This is a genomic window from Micromonospora sp. NPDC049275, assembly GCF_043197115.1.
Lineage (GTDB): Bacteria > Actinomycetota > Actinomycetes > Mycobacteriales > Micromonosporaceae > Micromonospora.
Genome location: NZ_JBICSN010000002.1, coordinates 290,691 through 308,348 on the forward strand (window position 1 = coordinate 290,691; position 17,658 = coordinate 308,348).

A 17,658-nucleotide genomic window follows, 5' to 3' on the forward strand; every position below is an offset into this window, starting at 1 on the left:
CGACGATATCCGGCCGCCGCCTCAGTCGGTCGTCCGGCGCTCGGCGCGCAGCCCCGCCGTGAGGTCCCGCACCGCCTGCGTGAACTCGTCCTGCCCCTCGCACGGCCAGTGGCCCAGGATCGGCGGCGGCACGCTGTCGCTGGGTGGCGGCACCACGCCCTGCGGGTCGGTCAACCGGCGGTCCACCGCCGCCTCCGGCCCGGTCGACGTCCCGGTGTCCCCGGGTCGGCGACCGACGAACATCCACCCACCGATCGGGTCGGTGTCGCGCCACAGGTTCACCCAGCGCCAGCCGACCCGCTCGCCGATCTCGCGCAGCGACGACTCGTCGACGTAGGCGGGGAACAGCCGCGCGTACAGCCGGCTCAGCGGCGACCCGTAGGTGAGCAGGGCCACCCGGTCGGTGACCCGGGGCGGCAGTTGCAGCAGCGTGGCAGCGAGCAGCACCGAGCCGTGGCTGTGCCCCGCCAGCAGCACTCCGGCGCCCTGGTCCACGAGGTAGGTGATCCGCTTGGTCAGCTCCGGCACGGCCCGTTCGGCGTAGCAGGGCGGGGCGAAGGGATGCGCCCCCCGGGGCCAGAAGGTGCCCAGGTCCCACAGGACGCCCACGTACCGCCGGAACCCGGCCGTCCGGTAGGCGAAGATGCCGCCGATCACGAGCCCGACCAGGATCGCGGCGATCGCGTAGCTGCCCGCTCCGATGAGAAAGTTGACGAGGCTCTCGGGCACGCCGACGTACCGCTGGAACACGTCCCCGGGATAGAGCTGGAGCAGGCCGAGCAGGCTGGTGGCCAGTCCGAGCGCGGCGGACGCGGCGTAGACCACGGTGAGGGGTTCCAGCCGTTCGGTGAACCGGGCCCGGGCGACCGCCTGCTCGACCCGGCGCAGCCGCCCCGCCGCCTCCGGCGGCGCGTGCGGAAAGTCGGCGGCCACGATCGCCCGCGCGGCCCGCCACCGGCTGCGGCGGGTGGCCACTGTGACAAGCGCGCCCACCAGCAGCGCGGCCAGCACGGCCAGGAAAAACCCGAAGATCGCCCACTTGTACGCCAGCGGCGGGCCGAACGCCTCCTGCGCATTGCGCCCACCGTCGCGGTCCAACACGTCGGCCATCCGGTAGACCAACTCGGCGGAGAACGCCACCGCGAGCCCGGCGCCGATCGTGACGAAGACCGGAGCGCCCATGGCGCGCAGCCGCGGGAGCCGCTGCCCGTCGGGGCGTCGCCCCCGGCCGCGCCCCCAGATCACCACCGCCGCGAGGATCACCAGCAGCACGGTCTGGCTGACGAACAGCCACGCCACCGTGGCGCTGTACCCGGGCAGCATCCTGCTTCGCGGCCACGGCTCGTGGCTGGTCAGGGTGTACGCGATCACCAGGATCGTCAGGCCGCAGGCGATCGTGCGGAGCCCACGCGTGACCGCCTCCAGCCGGGGCACCGGGCTGGGCCGGTCCATGTCCCGCACCTTCGTCAGCAGGACCACGCAGGCGAGCAGCACGGCCCCGGTCGCGACCGCCAGCGCGGCCCGCACCACCGACTCGTTCTGGCTGTCCCAGGCGGCCAGCAGGCTCCCGTCCAGCGTGGCGAACGCGGCCGCGACGTGCACCGAGCGCAGCCGCCCCACCACCGGGCTGCCGTCCCACTGGCCGACCGCGCTCAGGTGCTGGGCGGAGGTCTCCTGGGTCGCCCCGGTGCGGAAGGCGTCGAACGAGTGGCTGGGCCGCGCGCCGAGCCACCACACGATCCCGATGGCGGCGACCGGCACCAGGGCCGCCACGCCCAGCCGTATCCCGGGCGGACGGCCGCCGAGCCAGGAGAGCCAGCTCCGTCCGGCCGTGCAGGTCGGGGCGCCCATGCAGCGCCAGGCGATGAGGTCCACAGCCATCCCGACGATGGAGAGCACGTAGAGCATCGTGAGGGTGAGCGCGAGCACCCGGCACAGCGCGACGATGACGTGCTTCCCCGAGAGGCTCGCCGGGCGCATCCAGAGCGCCACGTTGCAGAGCATGAACGGCAGCAGGAACACCAGCGACAGCGTCCGCACGGCGGTGCCGGACGGCAGATCGCTCCAGCGGTACGCCTCCAGCGTGATCCCGTCCGTGCCTGTCGAGTCCGGGTAGCCCGGACGCGGGCGGAAGAACCCTCCGCTGCGGTCCCCGGCGACCTGGTGCACGTGCGGTCGGTTGAGCACCTGGTCGGCGCTCGCCCCGGACACGCCGTGCACCCGCAGCTCCACGACCCGACCCGACATCGTGGGTTCGGTCGGCGACGCGTCCGCCATGGGCCCCCCGAGGTGTGCGACCGCCGGCCGGTCGGCGATCCTGGCCGCCCGCGCGGCGGTGCGGCTTACCCGTCCCGGGCCGGGTCAACCATGCGTCGCCGCCCACGTGGTGGTGCGACCGGGCCCCGGAGGGTGGTTCTATTGGCGCCATGGCAAACCCGGTGATCCTGACCGTCGACGACGATCCCGCGGTGTCCCGGGCGGTTGCCCGCGACATCCGGCGCCGCTACGGCGACCGTTACCGGGTGCTGCGCGCCGCCTCGGGGCCGGAGGCCCTGGACGCGCTGCGGGAGGTCAAGCTGCGCGGTGAGCAGGTGGCGCTGCTGCTGGCCGACCATCGGATGCCGGAGATGACAGGCGTCGAGTTCCTCGAGGCCGCCATGGACATCTTCCCGGCCGCCCGCCGGGTGCTGCTCACCGCGTACGCCGACACCGACGCGGCGATCGAGGCGATAAACGTGGTCGATCTGGACCACTACCTGCTCAAGCCCTGGCACCCGCCGGAGGAGAAGCTGTATCCGGTGGTCGACGGCCTGCTGGAGGCGTGGTCGGTCACCCCGGACGCGGCGACCACCGAGATTCGGGTCGTGGGGCACCGCTGGTCGGCGCCGTCGTTCAAGGTCCGTGACTTCCTGGCCCGCAACCTCGTGCCGTACCGCTGGTTGCTGTCCGACGACCCGGAGGGCGCCCGCCTGCTCGACGCGGCCGGGGCCACCGAGGCGGACGTACCCCTGGTGGTGACCGCCGAGGGCAAGGCTCTGGTGGCCCCCAACGAGACCGAGCTGGCGGCGCTGGCCGGGCTGACGGTGGTGCCGGCGTCCGACTTCTACGACCTCGTGGTGATCGGCGGCGGTCCGGCGGGCCTGGGCTCGGCCGTGTACGGCGCGTCGGAGGGGCTGCGCACCGTCCTCGTCGAGCGGCGGGCGACAGGCGGGCAGGCCGGGCAGAGCAGCCGGATCGAGAACTACCTGGGCTTTCCCGACGGCGTCTCCGGCGCGCAGCTGACCGACCGGGCCCGACGGCAGGCGGTGAAGTTCGGCGCCGAGCTGCTCAGCGCCCGGGAGGTGGTCGGCCTGAGCGAGGCCGGCGGGGCCCGGCTGCTGCGTTTCGGCGACGGCAGCGAGATCGCCGCGCACACAGTGGTGCTGGCCACCGGGGTCTCCTACCGGGTGCTCGACGCGCCGGGGCTTGCCGACTTCACCGGCCGGGGGGTGTTCTACGGGGCCGCCGCCACCGAGGCGCCCAGTTGTGTCGACCAGGACGTCTACATCGTGGGCGGGGCCAACTCGGCCGGCCAGGCCGCCGTGCACTTCTCCCGGTACGCCGCCCGCGTCCACCTGCTGATCCGCGGCGCGGACCTCACGGCGTCGATGTCGCGTTACCTGATCGACCAGCTGGAGCGCATCGACCGGATCACCGTGCACCCGCACACGGCGGTGGTCGGCGGCACCGGGCAGGACCACCTGCAACAGCTCACCCTCTGCGACACCCGCACCGGGCAGGCCCGCTCGGTCGACACGTCCTGGCTGTTCATCTTCATCGGCGCCGAGCCCCGCACGGACTGGCTGGACGGGGTGCTCGTCCGCGACGGGCGCGGCTTCATCGTCACCGGCCCGGACCTGTTGGCCGGTGGTAGGCGTCCGGCCGGTTGGTCGCTGTCGCGCGACCCGTACCACCTGGAGACCAGCGTGCCGGGGGTCTTCGCCGCCGGGGACGTCCGCGCCGAGTCGGTCAAGCGGGTTGCCTCGGCCGTCGGCGAGGGCGCGATGGCCGTCTCGCTCGTGCACCGCTACCTGGAGGCCCAGTGAGCGCGAGGAGTGAGCCGGTTTTGCGAGCCCCGCAGTCGCGAACAAAGGAGTCCTCATGACCACCCCGTCGGAGCGGTTGACGCCCGCGCAGCTGCGTGACCTGTTCCTGTTCGAGTCCCTCGACGACTCCCAGCGCGCCTGGCTGGCGGAGCGCGGGCGCGTCGAGCAACGTGCCGGCGGCACCCTGGTGTACGCCGAGGGTGAGCCCGGCACCTGCTTCTTCGTGTTGCTGCGTGGCGCGGTGGCGCTGAGCCGGCAGGTGCGCGGCGACGACATCGAGGTCAGTCGCACCGACCAGCGTGGGGTGTACGGCGGGGCGGTCCAGGCGTACCTGGGGGACCAGGTCGACCAGATCTACCGCAACAGCATGCGGGCGCTCGTCGACTCGGACTTCTTCGTGCTGCCGGCGGAGGACTTCGCGTACGCCCTGCGGTCCTGGTTCCCGATGCCCATGCACCTGCTGGAGGGGCTGTTCCTCGGCCTGCGGAACAGCCAGACCATCGTCGGCGAACGGGAGCGGCTGTTGGCGCTCGGTTCGCTGTCGGCGGGACTGACCCACGAGCTCAACAACCCGGCCGCGGCGGCGGTGCGGGCCACGTCGGTGCTGCGTGATCGGGTCGCGGGCATGCGGCACAAGCTCGCCATGATCGCCGACGGCCGGCTCGACGGTAGGGCGCTGCACGGCCTTGTCTCGTTGCAGGAGGAGGCGGTGGCGCGGGTGGCCACCGCGCCGAAGCTGACCCCGATGGCCACCGCCGACGCCGAGGACACCCTCACCGACTGGCTGGAGGAGCACGGCGTGGGCGGCGCCTGGGACCTGGCGCCCATCCTGGTCGCCGGGGGTCTGGACACGGCCTGGCTCGGGCAGGTGAAGGCTGCCGTCGGCCCGGCGGACCTGGAGGCCGCGGTGCGGTGGCTCTCCTACACCGTCGACACCGAGCTGCTGATGCGCGAGATCGGCGACGCGGTCACCCGGATCTCCGGGCTGGTGGGTGCCGCCAAGCAGTACTCCCAGCTGGACCGCGCGCCGCACCTGGTGGTGGACGTGCACGACCTGCTCGACGCCACGCTTGTCATGTTCAAGGGCAAGATCCCCGCCGAGGTCAAGCTCGTCCGCGAGTACGACAGGTCGCTCCCGCCGATCCCGGCGTACGCGGCCGAGCTGAACCAGGTGTGGACGAACCTGATCGACAACGCGCTCGGCGCGATGGGGGAGAAGGGCGTGCTGACCGTCCGCACCGGCCAGGTCGGAGACCTGCTGGCGGTGGAGATCAGCGACACCGGTCCCGGTATCCCGCCCGAGGTGCGCCCGCGCATCTTCGAGCCGTTCTTCACCACGAAGCCGGTCGGCGCGGGCACGGGTCTGGGGCTGGACATCTCGTACCGGATCGTGGTCAACAAGCACCACGGCGACATCCGGGTGGAGACCGAGCCCGGGAACACCACGTTCCGGGTGCTGCTGCCGATCACCGAGGACGTGACGCCGAGTTTGTGAAACACCCGTACGACGCGCCGACTACCTAGAGACATCGGCAAGTCGCGGGCAGTAGTCTCGGGCGGCGTTCGTGCTTCCCTCCCCCCGAGGAGCGTCCGTGGACTCGATGGCCCGCCCGCGCACCGCGCCCCACGACGACGACCAGCCGCTCGACCCGCCCGACGACGCCTCCATGCTGCCGGAGTTGGAGGACGCCGCGTGGATGCACCATGCCACCACGTTCGCGCACACCAGCTTCTGGGCCGTGGCCCGACGACTGCCCCGACTCGTCCGTGAGGCGGTGGCGCTGGCCTGGACCACCAACCGCGTGGACACCGTCGCCTCCATCGGCCTGAACGTCGCCGCCGGGGTGATGACCACTTTCGGCCTGCTCGCCACGACCACCGTGCTGCGGGAACTCTTCGCCGCCGGGCCCACCCCGGACCGGGTGCGCTCCGCCCTGCCGGCACTTGTCGTGGCCGCGGCGGCGGTCTCGGCGCGCGGCGGTCTGACGATCGCGGCCGGTTGGGCCCAGGCGCGGCTCACCCCGCAGATCAACTACCAGGTGGAGCTGCGGCTGTTCGAGGCCACCACCGCCGTGGACCTGGCCGCGTTCGACGACGCCGGGTTCGCCGAGGAGATGGACCGGGTCCGCGACCGGGGGATGGGCGAGGCGGCGTGGATCGTCGACCACACCGTCAATCTGGTCACCGGCGTGGTCGGGATGCTCGCCACCGCCGTGGCCGTGACTGTCATCCAGCCGCTGCTGCTGCCCTGCCTGCTGCTCGCGGCCGTGCCCCAGGCGATCACCGCGGTGCGGATGGCCCGCCGGGAGTACCTGGCGATGCTGGCGCGCATCACCCGCCGGCGGCGGATGTGGATGCTCGCCCACCTGATGGCCAACCGGCACACCGCCGCCGAGGTGCGCGCCTACCAGATGCGCGACTTCCTGCTCGCCGAGTACCGCGCGGTGATGGCCGTCGAGACCCGCGCCCAGCTGCGGCTGGTCCGCTCGCAGACCGGCACCCGCGTGGCCGGCGCCACAGTGGCGGGCCTGGCCACCTTCGGGGTGTACGCCGTGCTCGGCGGGCTGCTCCTCGCCGGCATGGTCGCCCTCGCCGCCGCGGCCACCGCCCTGCTCGCCCTGCAGTCCGCGCGGACCAGCCTGGGCGTCGCCGTCGTCGCCACCAACTCGCTGTACGAGGACGCCCTCTACTACCAGGACTACCGGGACTTCCTGACGCGGGCGCAGGGCCGGGTGCCCGTCGGCGGTGATCGGACTGTCGACGGCGTCGAGACGATCGACCTCGACGAGGTGAGCCTGCGCTACCCCGACACCGACGCGCCTGCGGTGGACCGGGTCAGCCTGACGATCCGGCGCGGTGAGGTGATCGCGCTGGTCGGCGAGAACGGCTCCGGCAAGACCACCCTGGCCAAGTTGATCGCCGGGCTCTACCGGCCGACCGGTGGGACGATCCGCTGGGACGACGTCGACGCCGCCGAGCTGGATCCGCGCACGCTCGGCGGGCAGGTGGCCGTGATGACGCAGGAGTACTGGAAGTTCCCGTTCACGGCCGGGCAGAACATCCGGGTGGGCCGGCACGACCGTACGCCCGAGCACCCCGGCCCCGATGTGCAGGAGGCCGCCGACGCGGCCGCGGCCCACGACATGATCGTCGGTCTGCCGCACGGCTACGACACCCTGCTCGACCGGGAGTTCAAGAACGGTCATGAGCTGTCCGGCGGGCAGTGGCAGCGGCTGGTCGCCGCGCGCGGCCTCTATCGCGATGCCGCCCTGCTGATCTGCGACGAGCCGTCGGCCGCCCTGGACGCCCGCGCCGAGCACGCCCTGTTCCAGCACCTGCGCCGTCGACCCGACCGGGCGGTGGTCCTGATCACCCACCGGCTGGCCAACGTCCGGCACGCCGACCGGATCTTCGTCATGGACCGGGGTCGCCTCATCCAGGAGGGCAACCACGACGAGCTGATGGCGGCCGGCGGCCTCTACCGCGAGCTGTTCGAGCTGCAGGCCAGCGGCTACCGGGCCGGCGCCACCGACGCCGCGAGCCACTGACCCCACCCCACGCGGGCCCTGCGTCAGCCGTTGAGGACGTCGGCCAGGACCCGGGTGTGGGTGGAGAACGCCAGCTCGACCGGGTCGGTGAGCACCAGCCACTCGGTCGCCTCCTCGGTGGGCGCCGACGGCGGCAGGTCCTCGACAGCCCGCTCGGGAAGCACCCCGAACACCATCATGGTGCCGCCCGCCGGGGCGCCGCGCACGGCGAGGAGCCGGGCATCCTCGGCCGCCGCGACCAGCCCGGTCTCCTCCCGCAGCTCACGAACGAGCGCGTCGGACCACTCCTCGCCGTACTCGATGAATCCGCCGGGCAGCGCGAGCTGCCCGCGGGCCGGTTCGATGTCCCGCCGGACGACCACCACGCCCAGGCCGTCGGCGGTGCGGACCGGGAGCACCGCCACCGCGACGGGTAGTGGGTTGCGCCAGACGGTCTCGCCGCAGACCGCGCAGACCCGCGGCCACCCGGCCGCCGCCGGGTAGGCGGCGCCGCAGTAGGAGCAGTGCGAGTACGGCGTACCGGTCATGGCGCAGCACGTTACCCGGACCGCCGTCGTCGGAGCTGCTCAGGCCTGCGGGACGCCCGTGTAGAAGGCGGTGGTGCGCTCCGCGGCGGCCTTGGCCTCGTCGGGGTCGGTGCCGGCGGCGATGCTCGCCTCGCACCAGAGCTGGCTGCTCAGCTCCATGGCGCGTCGGCCCTCGGCGGAGGCGACCCACTCGGCGCTGTCCTCCGGTCGGACACCGCTGCCGTCGCCGGAGAGGTACGTGGCCAGACCGAGCAGGCCCAGGTCCCAGCCGACGCCGACGGCGCCCGGCCCGAACTGCGCCCACCGGTCCTGGTCGACGTGCGCGATGTGGTCGAGGTCGAGGCGGGCCCGCTCGTCGCCGACAGGCGTGACCCGCACTTCGATCCAGCTCACGTCGCCGCCCATCTCCCAGGTGGCGGTGAAGCGGTGCGGGGGCTCGCAGCTCTCGATGGTGCCGCCGGCGTTGCCCTGGAGCTGGTACGTCCCACCCAACCGCAGGTCGCCGCTTATCGGCAGGAACCAGCGCGGGATGCGCTCGACGTTGGTGCAGGCGTCCCACAGATCGTCGGCCGTCGCCTGGTAGGTCTGGCTGATCGTGGTCACCCGGGCCTCGCCGGCCTCCAGGGTGCGGCTGCCGACCTGCCGCTGGACGGCGTTGATCTGCTCGGTCGCGTCGAACATCAGGTGTTCCTCTCGTCGGGTGGGTCGGCGGGCCCGCGCAGGCGACGCTCGCGTCGGCCCCGGGCCAGCTCGGTGGCGAGTGCCGCCAGGGGTGGCGCCCAGAACCGGCGGAAGTGCTCCAACCATCCGTCGACCTCGCGCAACGGGCGCGGGTCCACCGCGTACAGCCGTCGGGCGCCCTCCGGCCGCACGGTGGCGAAGCCGTTGTCCCGCAACACTTTGAGGTGTTGTGACACGGCGGGCTGGGAGATGCCGAACTCGTCGCGGATGACGGCGCTGACCGCGCCCGCGGTCTGCTCGCCGTCGGCGAGCAGCTCCAGGATGCGGCGCCGGACCGGGTCGCCCAGTACGTCGAAGGCGTGCACGGCGACAGTTATATCACCACAGGCTTATTTAAGCCAAGCCTGAAACTCCGACCAGCTTGTCGAGGCGGACCGGCAGGTCCCGCACGCGGACGCCGGTGGCGTGGTGCACCGCGTTGGCGACCGCCGCCGCGGCGCCCACGATGCCGATCTCGCCGATGCCCTTCACCCCGGCCGGGTTCAGCTCGTCGTCGGACTCGTCCAGCCAGTACGCCTCGACGGACTCGACGTCCGCGCAGCCGGTGATGTGGTACGTGGCCAGGTCGTGGTTCACCCAGTCGCCGTAGCGCTCGTCGAGCAGACCCTCCTCGTGCAGCGCCATCGACAGCCCCATCGTCATGCCGCCGATGAGCTGGCTGCGCGCCGTCGTCGGATTCACCACCCGGCCGGCAGCGAACACGCCGAGCATCCGGTTCACCCGCACCTCGCCGGTGTCCGCGTCCACCCGCACCTCGACGAACTGCGCCCCGTACGCGTACCGGGGTAGCTCGGGCTGCCCGCCCACCTCGTCGGTGGTGTCCGCCTCGGCGCTGACCTCGGTACCCGGCGGCACACCGTCGCGGAGCTTGCTCCGCAGCGCCTCGCAGGCCCGGATCACGGCCCAGCTCCACGAGGCGGTGCCCATCGAGCCACCCGCCAGCGGGGCCACCGGAAGGTCGGTGTCGCCGATGCGGATCTCGACCCGTTCGGGCGGCACCCCGAGCGCGTCGGCGGCCACCTGCCAGAGGGCCGTCCGCGCGCCGGTGCCGATGTCGGTGGCGTCGATCCGGGCCAGGAAACTGCCGTCGGGCCGGGCGGTCACCGACGCCGACGACGGCCTCGCCCGGGCCGGATAGCTCGACCCGGCCACCCCGGTGCCGATCAGCCAGCGCCCGTCGCGCCGGGCCCGGGGGGTCGGATCCCTGCCGGTCCAGCCGAAGCGCTGCGCCCCATCGCGCAGGCAGGCCACGAGGTTGCGGCTGGTGAACGGTCGCCCCTGGTCGGGGTCGACCGCCGCGTCGTTGCGGATCCGCAGGTCCACCGGGTCGACGCCGGCCGCGATCGCCAGCTCGTCCATCGCCGACTCCAGGGCGTACGCGCCGGGGCACTCGCCGGGCGCGCGCATCCAGAACGGCGTGGGCACGTCGAGGCGTACCAGTCGGTGGGTGGTGCGCCGGTGCGGCGCCGCGTACATGCTGCGGGTGTAGACGGCTATCTGCTCGGCGAACTCCCGGATGGTCGACGTCTGGCTGATCGCGTCATGGCAGACCGCGGTGAGTCGCCCGTCGGCGTCGGCGGCGAGACGGACCCGTTGGATGCTGGGGGTGCGGTAGCCGATCGGCCCGAACAGTTGCTGGCGGGTCAACGCCAGTTTGACCGGGCGGTCCACGTGCCGGGCGGCGAGCGCGGCGAGCACGACGGACGCCTTCGCGTACCCCTTGCTGCCGAAGCCGCCGCCCACGTGCTCGGCGATGACCCGTACCGACTCCCGGGGCAGCTCGAACAGCTCGGCAAGCGTCGCCTGCACGGGCGCGGCGCCCTGGGTGGAGTCGTGCACCAGCAGCCGTCCGTCCTGCCACCGTGCCGTCGTCGCGTGCGGCTCCATCGGGTTGTTGTGGTACGCAGGCGTCCGGTAGGTGGCGTCCACGCGCACCGGCGCCGCCGCGTACCCGGCGTCGAAGTCGCCCTCGACGGTGTCCGTCGGGTAGCTGGGGTTGACGTGCTCCGGTTTGTACAGGCCGGGATGGTCGTCGGTGAGCACGGTGCTGTGCGGGCCGGTGTCGTAGTCGATCCGGAGCAGTCGGGCCCCCTCCCGGGCCGCCTCCAGGCTGGTGGCCACCACCACGGCGACGTACTGCCCCCGGTAGTGCACCGCGGGCTCCTGCAACAGCCACAGCTCCGGCTGCGGGCCGGGCGCGATCCGGGGCGCGTTGTCGTGGTGCAGCACCGCCAGCACGCCTGGTGACGCGAGCGCCTCGTCCGCGTCGACGCGGGTGATCCGGCCCCGGACCACGGTCGCCGGCACCACCCAGCCGTAGGTGACGTCGTCGGTCGGGTACTCCACCGCGTACCGGGCCGTGCCGGTGACCTTCTCCCGACCCTCCAGCCGGGGGTACGCCCGGCCGACCGCCCCGGCGCTCACGACGTCGCCAGTTCGGTGAGCACCCGCACCGTGATGGCCCGGGTCAGCGGCAGCTTGAAGCCGTTGTGCCGCAACGGTCGCGCCTCGGCCAGCTCGGCGTCGGCGGCCCGCGCCGCCAGTTCCGGGCTGAACGGGCGACCCCGCAACTCCTCCTCCGCCCGGTACGCCCGCCACGGCCGGTGCGCCACCGCGCCGTACGCCAGGCGGACGTCGCGGACCACGTCGCCGTCGAGGTCGAGGACCGCTGCCACCGAGCCGGCCGCGAAGGCGAACGAGGCCCGGTCGCGCACCTTGAGGTACGCCGAGCGGCGCGCGGCCGGCAGCGCCGGCAGGCGTACGGCGGTGATCAACGCGCCACGTGCCAGGGTGGTCTCCCGCTCCGGATGCGTGCCGGGGGAGCGGTAGAGCGTGGCGAGCGGGACGTCGCGGGCGCCGTCGGCGTCGTGCACCTTCACCACGGCGTCCAGCGCGGCGAGGGCGACCGCCAGGTCCGACGGGTGGGTGGCGACGCACTGCTCGGACCAGTCCAGCACGGCCAGGTCGCGGTTCTGCCCGTGCAGGGCGGCGCAGCCGCTGCCCGGGTCGCGCTTGTTGCACGCCTTGCCGGTGTCCTGGAAGTAGACGCAGCGGGTGCGTTGCAGCAGGTTGCCGCCGGTGGTGGCCAGGTTGCGCAGCTGGCCGGACGCGGCGGCGAGCAGGGCGCGGGCCAGCACCGGGTAGTCGCGGCGGACCGCCGGGTGGGCGGCGAGGTCGCTGTTGCGCACCGTCGCGCCGATCCGCAGCCCGCCGTCGGGCAGCTCCTGGACCGCGTCCAGGGGCAGCCGGGTGACGTCGACCAGTACGTCGGGCCGCTGCACCCCGAGCTTCATCAGGTCCACCAGGTTGGTCCCGCCACCCAGGTACGCGGCGTGCGGCTCGCCGGCCAGCACGGCGACGGCGTCGGCCACGTCGGCCGGCCGGTGGTAGCGGAACGGCCTCACGGCGTGGCCGCCGTCTCGCGGATGGCCGCGACGATGTGTGGGTACGCGGCGCAGCGGCAGAGGTTGCCGGCCATCCGCTCCCGGATCTCGGCGTCGGTCAGCTCGGGCGGCGAGTCGAGGTCGTCGGTGACCGCGCTGGGCCAGCCGCGGGCGACCTCGTCGAGCATGCCCCGGGCGGAGCAGAGCTGCCCGGGGGTGCAGTACCCACACTGGAACGCGTCGTGGGCGATGAACGCGGCCTGCAACGGGGACAGCTCGTCCGGACCGGCGAGCCCCTCGACGGTCAGCACCGACCGGCCGTCCACCGTGACCGTGAGGACGAGGCAGCTCTTTGCCCGGCGGCCGTCCAGCAGCACGGTGCAGGAGCCGCACTGGCCGTGGTCGCAGCCCTTCTTCGCCCCGGTCAGGCCCAGGTGCTCGCGCAGCGCGTCGAGCAGGGTGGTGCGGTTGTCAAGCGTCAGCTCCCGCCGGTCACCGTTGACCTCGAACGCCACCCGGGACGAGTGACGCTCGTCGGTAGTCGTCTCGTTCTCCGGTCCGCCCCGCACCGGCCCAGACTAGCGGCAGTGGCACATAAGCGGGCGAATTACGCATAGAGCCTGCCCGACGTGCCCCGGGCGCCACCGGATGCGGCGCCCGGGGATCCCCGCCGGCCCCCGTCTCAGGCCACCGGCGCTGTCGCGTCGGTGGTTCGGGCGAGGCGTTGGTGGGCGCGGATCAGCTCCGCGTAGCGCAGGCCGCTGGCCTTTACGGTCCGCCGCTGGGTGGCGTAGTCGACGTGCACCAGCCCGAAGCGCTTGTCGTAGCCGTACGCCCACTCGAAGTTGTCCAGCAGCGACCACACGAAGTAGCCGTCCAGCGGCACACCCCGGGCCACCGCCGACGCGCACGCCGCCAGGTGCTGCTCCAGGTGGTCGGTGCGCTCCTTGTCCTCGACCGTGCCGTCGGCGGTGACCTCGTCCGGCCACGCCGAGCCGCTCTCGGTGACGATGATCCGGCCCGGCCGGTACTCCTCGTGCACGTCGACGAGCAGCCGCTCCAGGCCCGCCGGGCACACCTCCCAGCCCATCGCCGTCTCCACCGAGCCGGGCACCGGCACCTGCTTCGCGTACGGCGCCGGGCCGGTCGGGTCGTCGACGACCAGTTGGCGGAAGTAGTAGTTCACGCCGAGGAAATCGGTGGGCGTGGCGATCACCGCCAGGTCGTCACCGCGTACCGGCGGCTCGACGCCGTACGTGGCGATCATGTCCGCGGGGTAGCCGCGCCCGTGGATCGGGTCCAGCCACCAGCGGTTGACGTGCCCGTCGGCCCGCCGCGCCGCCGCGACGTCCTCGGGTCGGTCGGTCGCCGGCTCGATCGGGCTGAGGTTGAGCACCAGACCGATCGACGCCTCTCGGGCGGCGTTGGCCCGGATCGCCTGGGTGGCCAGGCCGTGCCCGAGCAGCGCGTGGTGCGAGGCGTGCACGGCGCGGGTCAGGTCCCGCTCGCCGGGGGCCATGTTTCCGTCCAGGTGCCCGATCCAGCACACGCAGAGCGGCTCGTTGACAGTGTTCCAGTCGGCCACCCGGTCGCCGAGGCGGGCGGCGACCACCGCCGCGTACTCGGCGAACGCCTCGGCGGTGGCGCGCTCCGGCCAGCCACCCCGATCCTGGAGCACCTGCGGCAGATCCCAGTGGTAGAGCGTGACGAACGGCCGGACCCCGTCGGCGAGCAGCGTGTCGACGAGCCGGTCGTAGAAGTCCAGCCCGGCGGGGTTGACCCGACCGACGCCGTCGGGCATCACCCGGGGCCAGGCCACCGAGAACCGGTACGCGTCCACGCCGAGCCGGCGCAGCAGCGCCAGGTCGTCCGGCCACCTGTGGTAGTGGTCGCAGGCCACCGCGCCGGTGTCGCCGTTGTCGACAGTGCCGGGGGTCGCCGAGAAGGTGTCCCAGATGGACGGCGACCGGCCGTCGACGTCGACGGCCCCCTCGATCTGGTACGCCGCCGTGGCGACGCCCCAGAGGAAGTCGGCTGGCAGCTTGGACAGGTCGGGCACGGGTCGGTTCTCCTCTGGGTGTGGGTGAGTCACTTGACGGCACCGGCGGTGAGGCCGGCGACGAAGTAGCGCTGCAGGGCCAGGAATCCGGCGACGACCGGGATGCTGACCACCAGCGAGGCCGCCATGATCTGGTTCCAGTAGACGTTGAACTGGGTGGAGTAGCCCTGCAGGCCGACGGCCAGGGTGCGGCTGCCCTCGTCGGTCATCACCGAGGCGAACAGCACCTCACCCCAGGCCGTCATGAACGCGTACACGGTCACCGCGACCACGCCGGGCACGGCGGCCGGCAGGATGACCCGGAACAGGATGCGCAGCGGACCCGCCCCGTCGACCTGCGCCGCCTCGTCCAGCCCGCGGGGAATCGAGTCGAAGTAGCCGACAAGCATCCAGATCGAGAACGGCAGCGAGAAGGTCAGGTACGTGATGATCAGGCCGGTACGACTGGCGTACAGCTCGATGCCCGTGGCGTTGCCCAGGTTGACGTAGATGAGGAACAGCGGCAGCAGGAACAGGATGCCGGGGAACATCTGGGTGGACAGCACCGTCACCGAGAAGACGCCCCGGCCGCGGAACCGGTACCGGCTGACCGCGAACGCCGCGAAGATCGCCACGGCCACCGAGCAGACCGCCGCGACGCTCGACACCACCAGGCTGTTGACCAGGTAGCGGGCCAGCGGCACGGTGCTCCACATGTCGACGAACGGTTGCAGGGTGGGCCGGCTGGGCCACCACGTGAAGCCGTTCTGCACGTCCCGCAACGGTTTCGCCGCCGAGGTGACCATCACGTAGAGCGGAAGAACGACGAAGAGGGTGAGCAGGGTCAGCACGATGCGCCGGCCCCAGCGCTCACCTGCGGTCTCACGCATGGTCGTCCCTCCGGCGGTTGGTGATCAGCAGGTACGCGGCCGAGACGACGAGCAGGAACAGCAGCAGCGCCACCGACATCGCCGAGCCCGACCCGAAGTCCCAGGTCTTGAAGGAGCTGCGGTAGATGTGGATGGAGATGAGGTCGGCCTGTTCGGGCGCGGAGCCGCCGAAGAGCACGTACGGGGTGTTGAAGTCGTTGAAGGTCCACAGGAACAGCACCAGCAGCAGCACCAGGTTCACCGGCCGCAGCATGGGCAGGGTGACCGAGCGCAGCCGGCGCCAGAACCCGGCGCCGTCGATCGCGGCGGCCTCGTACAGCTCGCCGGGCACGTTCTGCAGGCCGGCCATCAGGCACAGGAACGCGAACGGCCAGTTGCGCCAGACCGACACGATCAGCAGCGACCAGAAGCTGTTGTCGCCGATCAGCCAGAACGGCCGCTCGTTCAGCAGTCCGAGCTGGTCGACGAGCACGTGGTTGACCAGGCCGGTGTCACGCTGCAGCAGGAAACTCCAGGTGATCACGGCGGTGTAGACCGGCAGGGCGTACGGGGTGAGGAACAGCGCCCGCAGGATGGCCCGCCCGCGAAACGGCTTCTGCAGCACGACGGCTGCCGCGATGCCGAGCAGCCAGGCGAACCCGACCGAGAGCACGCTGTAGACAAGCGTCACCCAGAACGAGTGCAGCAGCTCCTTGCCGGCGGCGCTGTTCAGGTCGAGCGTGGCGCGGTAGTTCTCCAGCCCGACGAAGGGCGCGGTGGACCAGTCCCGAATGTGGAACTGGGTCAGCTCCAGCAGGCTCATCCAGACCCCGACCACCATCGGAATCACGTGGATGGCGAGTTCCAGCACGATGGCCGGGGCGAGCAGCAGGTACGGCAGGAGCGAGCGGCGGGGGCCGCGCGGCCGGCGGGCGGCCTCCCGGGCGGGTGACCCGGCCCGGGGTGCGCGCCGGTCGGCGTTCGGCGCGGTGGTGCTGGTTGCCATCGGGGTCCTCTCGGAGGCGGTGGCCGTGGCCGGGCTCGTCGCCCGACCACGGCCACCGGCGCTGCGTGGGTCAGCGCATCTTCTGCTGCGCGTCGGTCAGCTTCGCCTTCACCGACTGCTCGGTGACCGGCTTGCCGCTCGCCGCGTCGGCGAACAACTCCTTCATGGCGGTGCCGACCAGGGTCTCGAAGGTGCTCTCGTCGGGCACCTGCGGCAGCGGGGCGGCGGTGGTGACAAGCGTCTCCTGGATGCTCTTCTGCTCCGGGGCGCTGAACGCCGGGTCGGCGCCCGCGGTCTTCACCGCCGGCAGCGAGCCGTACGTCTTGTTGAGCAGCGTCTGCTCCTCGTCGCTGGTCATGAACTTGACGAAGCTCAGCGCGCCGTCCTTGTTCTTGGTGTGCTTGAAGACCGCCATGTTGATGCCGGCGACCATGCTGTTGACCTTCTTCCCGCCGGCCGGCGGGCTGGCCAGGAACGGCACCGGTGCCACCCCGTACGCGTCGGCGGGCATGTTCTGCGTCTTCAGGTTCGAGCCGGCGGACTGCCAGAGCAGCATGGCGGCCTTGCCGTTGGCGAAGTCGGACACCGACTGGTTCTGCGCGTACTCGGCGTTGCTCGGGTTGGTGATCTTGTCGGCTGCCATGAAGTCGACGTAGCGCTTGATGGCCGAGACGTTCTGCGGGGTGTCGAAGGTCGGCTTGCCGGCCGAGTCGAACCAGTCGCCGCCGTACTGCTGGCTGAAGGTGAAGGCGTGGTGCGCGTTCTCCGACGGGTTCGCGCCCTCGATCGCCAGGCCCCACTTGCCGCCCTTGGTGAGCTTCTTGCCGTCCTCGGCGAGCTGCTCCCAGGTGGTCGGCGGCGCGGTGATGCCGGCGTCGGCGAACGCCTTCTTGTTGTAGTACAGGCTGTACGCCATGCTGTAGAGCGGCACGGCGGCCGGCGGCTTGCCGGGGGCCCCGGCGGCGGCGAGCGCGGCCGGCACGATGCGGTCCTTGCCGCCGACGGCCTGCAGGGTGGCGTCGTCGAACTCGACGAGCGCGCCGGTGGCCTGCAGCGACGCCGACCAGGTGTTGCCGATGTTCACCACGTCCGGGCCCTTGCCCGACGCGGCGGCGGCGAGCAGCCGGTTGAGCAGGTCCGACCAGGGGACCACCTCGAGGTTGACCTTGATGCCGGTCTGCTTCTCGAACTTGTCCAGCTCCGGCTGGAGAGTGGTCTTGTCGGCCTCCAGGCTGGCGCCCTGGTTGCTGGCCCAGTAGGTGAGGGTCTTGGGCGATGCGGCGGAGTCGTCGCCGGAACCGCCGCAGGCGGCAAGCGATGCGGCGGCCAGTACGGCGGCGGTGAATATCCCGAGGTGTCGTCTCGACACGGTCAGCCCTTCCGGTGCGTGGTGGGGGTCCGCCGACCGTCGTCGTCGATAGGGGTGGCGACGGTGGCCGGCTGCGGACGGGGTTTCTCCGG

At 72.4% G+C, this 17,658-nt stretch carries 14 protein-coding genes; 3 read left to right on the forward strand and 11 right to left on the reverse strand.

Going from position 1 to position 17,658, the window contains the following annotated elements:
- Nucleotides 1-21 precede the first annotated feature (21 nt).
- Entirely contained in the window at nt 22-2,277 is a 2,256-nt protein-coding gene (locus ACGFIE_RS06770; protein ID WP_393291830.1) for a hypothetical protein, read from the reverse strand.
- 149 nt (nt 2,278-2,426) lie between these two features.
- On the opposite strand from ACGFIE_RS06770, the gene ACGFIE_RS06775 reads away from it, so the two are divergent.
- From ACGFIE_RS06775 to ACGFIE_RS06785, 3 genes are all read left to right on the forward strand, one after another.
- Nucleotides 2,427-4,085, forward strand: coding sequence for an FAD-dependent oxidoreductase (locus ACGFIE_RS06775; RefSeq protein WP_393291832.1), 1,659 nt, complete (start codon nt 2,427-2,429; stop codon nt 4,083-4,085).
- A gap of 55 nt (nt 4,086-4,140) precedes the next feature.
- Entirely contained in the window at nt 4,141-5,580 is a 1,440-nt protein-coding gene (locus tag ACGFIE_RS06780) for an ATP-binding protein (protein WP_393291835.1), read from the forward strand.
- Nucleotides 5,581-5,686: 106 nt separating this feature from the next.
- Nucleotides 5,687-7,633, forward strand: a complete 1,947-nt coding sequence (locus ACGFIE_RS06785; RefSeq protein ID WP_393293189.1) for an ABC transporter ATP-binding protein — start codon at nt 5,687-5,689, stop codon at nt 7,631-7,633.
- A 23-nt stretch (nt 7,634-7,656) separates the two neighbouring features.
- Here the strand turns inward: ACGFIE_RS06785 and ACGFIE_RS06790 are convergent, their stop codons facing one another.
- From ACGFIE_RS06790 to ACGFIE_RS06835, 10 genes are all read right to left on the reverse strand, one after another.
- A complete protein-coding gene (locus ACGFIE_RS06790) occupies nt 7,657-8,160 on the reverse strand; it encodes an NUDIX domain-containing protein (protein ID WP_393291837.1) in 504 nt (167 codons plus the stop codon).
- A 39-nt stretch (nt 8,161-8,199) separates the two neighbouring features.
- Entirely contained in the window at nt 8,200-8,841 is a 642-nt protein-coding gene (locus tag ACGFIE_RS06795; protein WP_393291839.1) for an SRPBCC family protein, read from the reverse strand.
- The gene (locus tag ACGFIE_RS06800) at nt 8,841-9,206 is read right to left on the reverse strand and encodes a helix-turn-helix transcriptional regulator (protein WP_007460905.1); all 366 of its coding nucleotides are present in this window, start codon (nt 9,204-9,206) and stop codon (nt 8,841-8,843) included. The genes ACGFIE_RS06795 and ACGFIE_RS06800 overlap by 1 nt, the downstream gene beginning before the upstream one ends.
- Before the next feature lie 28 nt (nt 9,207-9,234).
- A complete protein-coding gene (locus ACGFIE_RS06805; protein ID WP_393291842.1) occupies nt 9,235-11,325 on the reverse strand; it encodes a xanthine dehydrogenase family protein molybdopterin-binding subunit in 2,091 nt (696 codons plus the stop codon).
- On the reverse strand, nt 11,322-12,305 hold the full coding sequence (locus ACGFIE_RS06810; RefSeq protein ID WP_393291844.1) for an FAD binding domain-containing protein: 984 nt from the start codon (nt 12,303-12,305) through the stop codon (nt 11,322-11,324). The genes ACGFIE_RS06805 and ACGFIE_RS06810 overlap by 4 nt, the downstream gene beginning before the upstream one ends.
- Nucleotides 12,302-12,799 carry a 2Fe-2S iron-sulfur cluster-binding protein gene (locus ACGFIE_RS06815; RefSeq protein WP_393293190.1) on the reverse strand — a complete coding sequence of 166 codons (498 nt, stop codon included), beginning with the start codon at nt 12,797-12,799 and terminating at the stop codon, nt 12,302-12,304. Before ACGFIE_RS06815 ends, ACGFIE_RS06810 begins: the two co-directional genes overlap by 4 nt.
- Before the next feature lie 167 nt (nt 12,800-12,966).
- Nucleotides 12,967-14,343, reverse strand: a complete 1,377-nt coding sequence (locus ACGFIE_RS06820; protein WP_393291846.1) for a GH1 family beta-glucosidase — start codon at nt 14,341-14,343, stop codon at nt 12,967-12,969.
- A gap of 29 nt (nt 14,344-14,372) precedes the next feature.
- The gene (locus ACGFIE_RS06825; RefSeq protein ID WP_393291848.1) at nt 14,373-15,212 is read right to left on the reverse strand and encodes a carbohydrate ABC transporter permease; all 840 of its coding nucleotides are present in this window, start codon (nt 15,210-15,212) and stop codon (nt 14,373-14,375) included.
- Nucleotides 15,205-16,197 (reverse strand): carbohydrate ABC transporter permease, encoded by a 993-nt coding sequence (locus ACGFIE_RS06830; protein WP_393291850.1) that lies wholly within the window; start codon nt 16,195-16,197, stop codon nt 15,205-15,207. Before ACGFIE_RS06830 ends, ACGFIE_RS06825 begins: the two co-directional genes overlap by 8 nt.
- 70 nt (nt 16,198-16,267) lie before the next feature.
- Nucleotides 16,268-17,566, reverse strand: a complete 1,299-nt coding sequence (locus ACGFIE_RS06835) for a sugar ABC transporter substrate-binding protein (protein ID WP_363681698.1) — start codon at nt 17,564-17,566, stop codon at nt 16,268-16,270.
- Between the last annotated feature and the right edge of the window lie 92 nt (nt 17,567-17,658).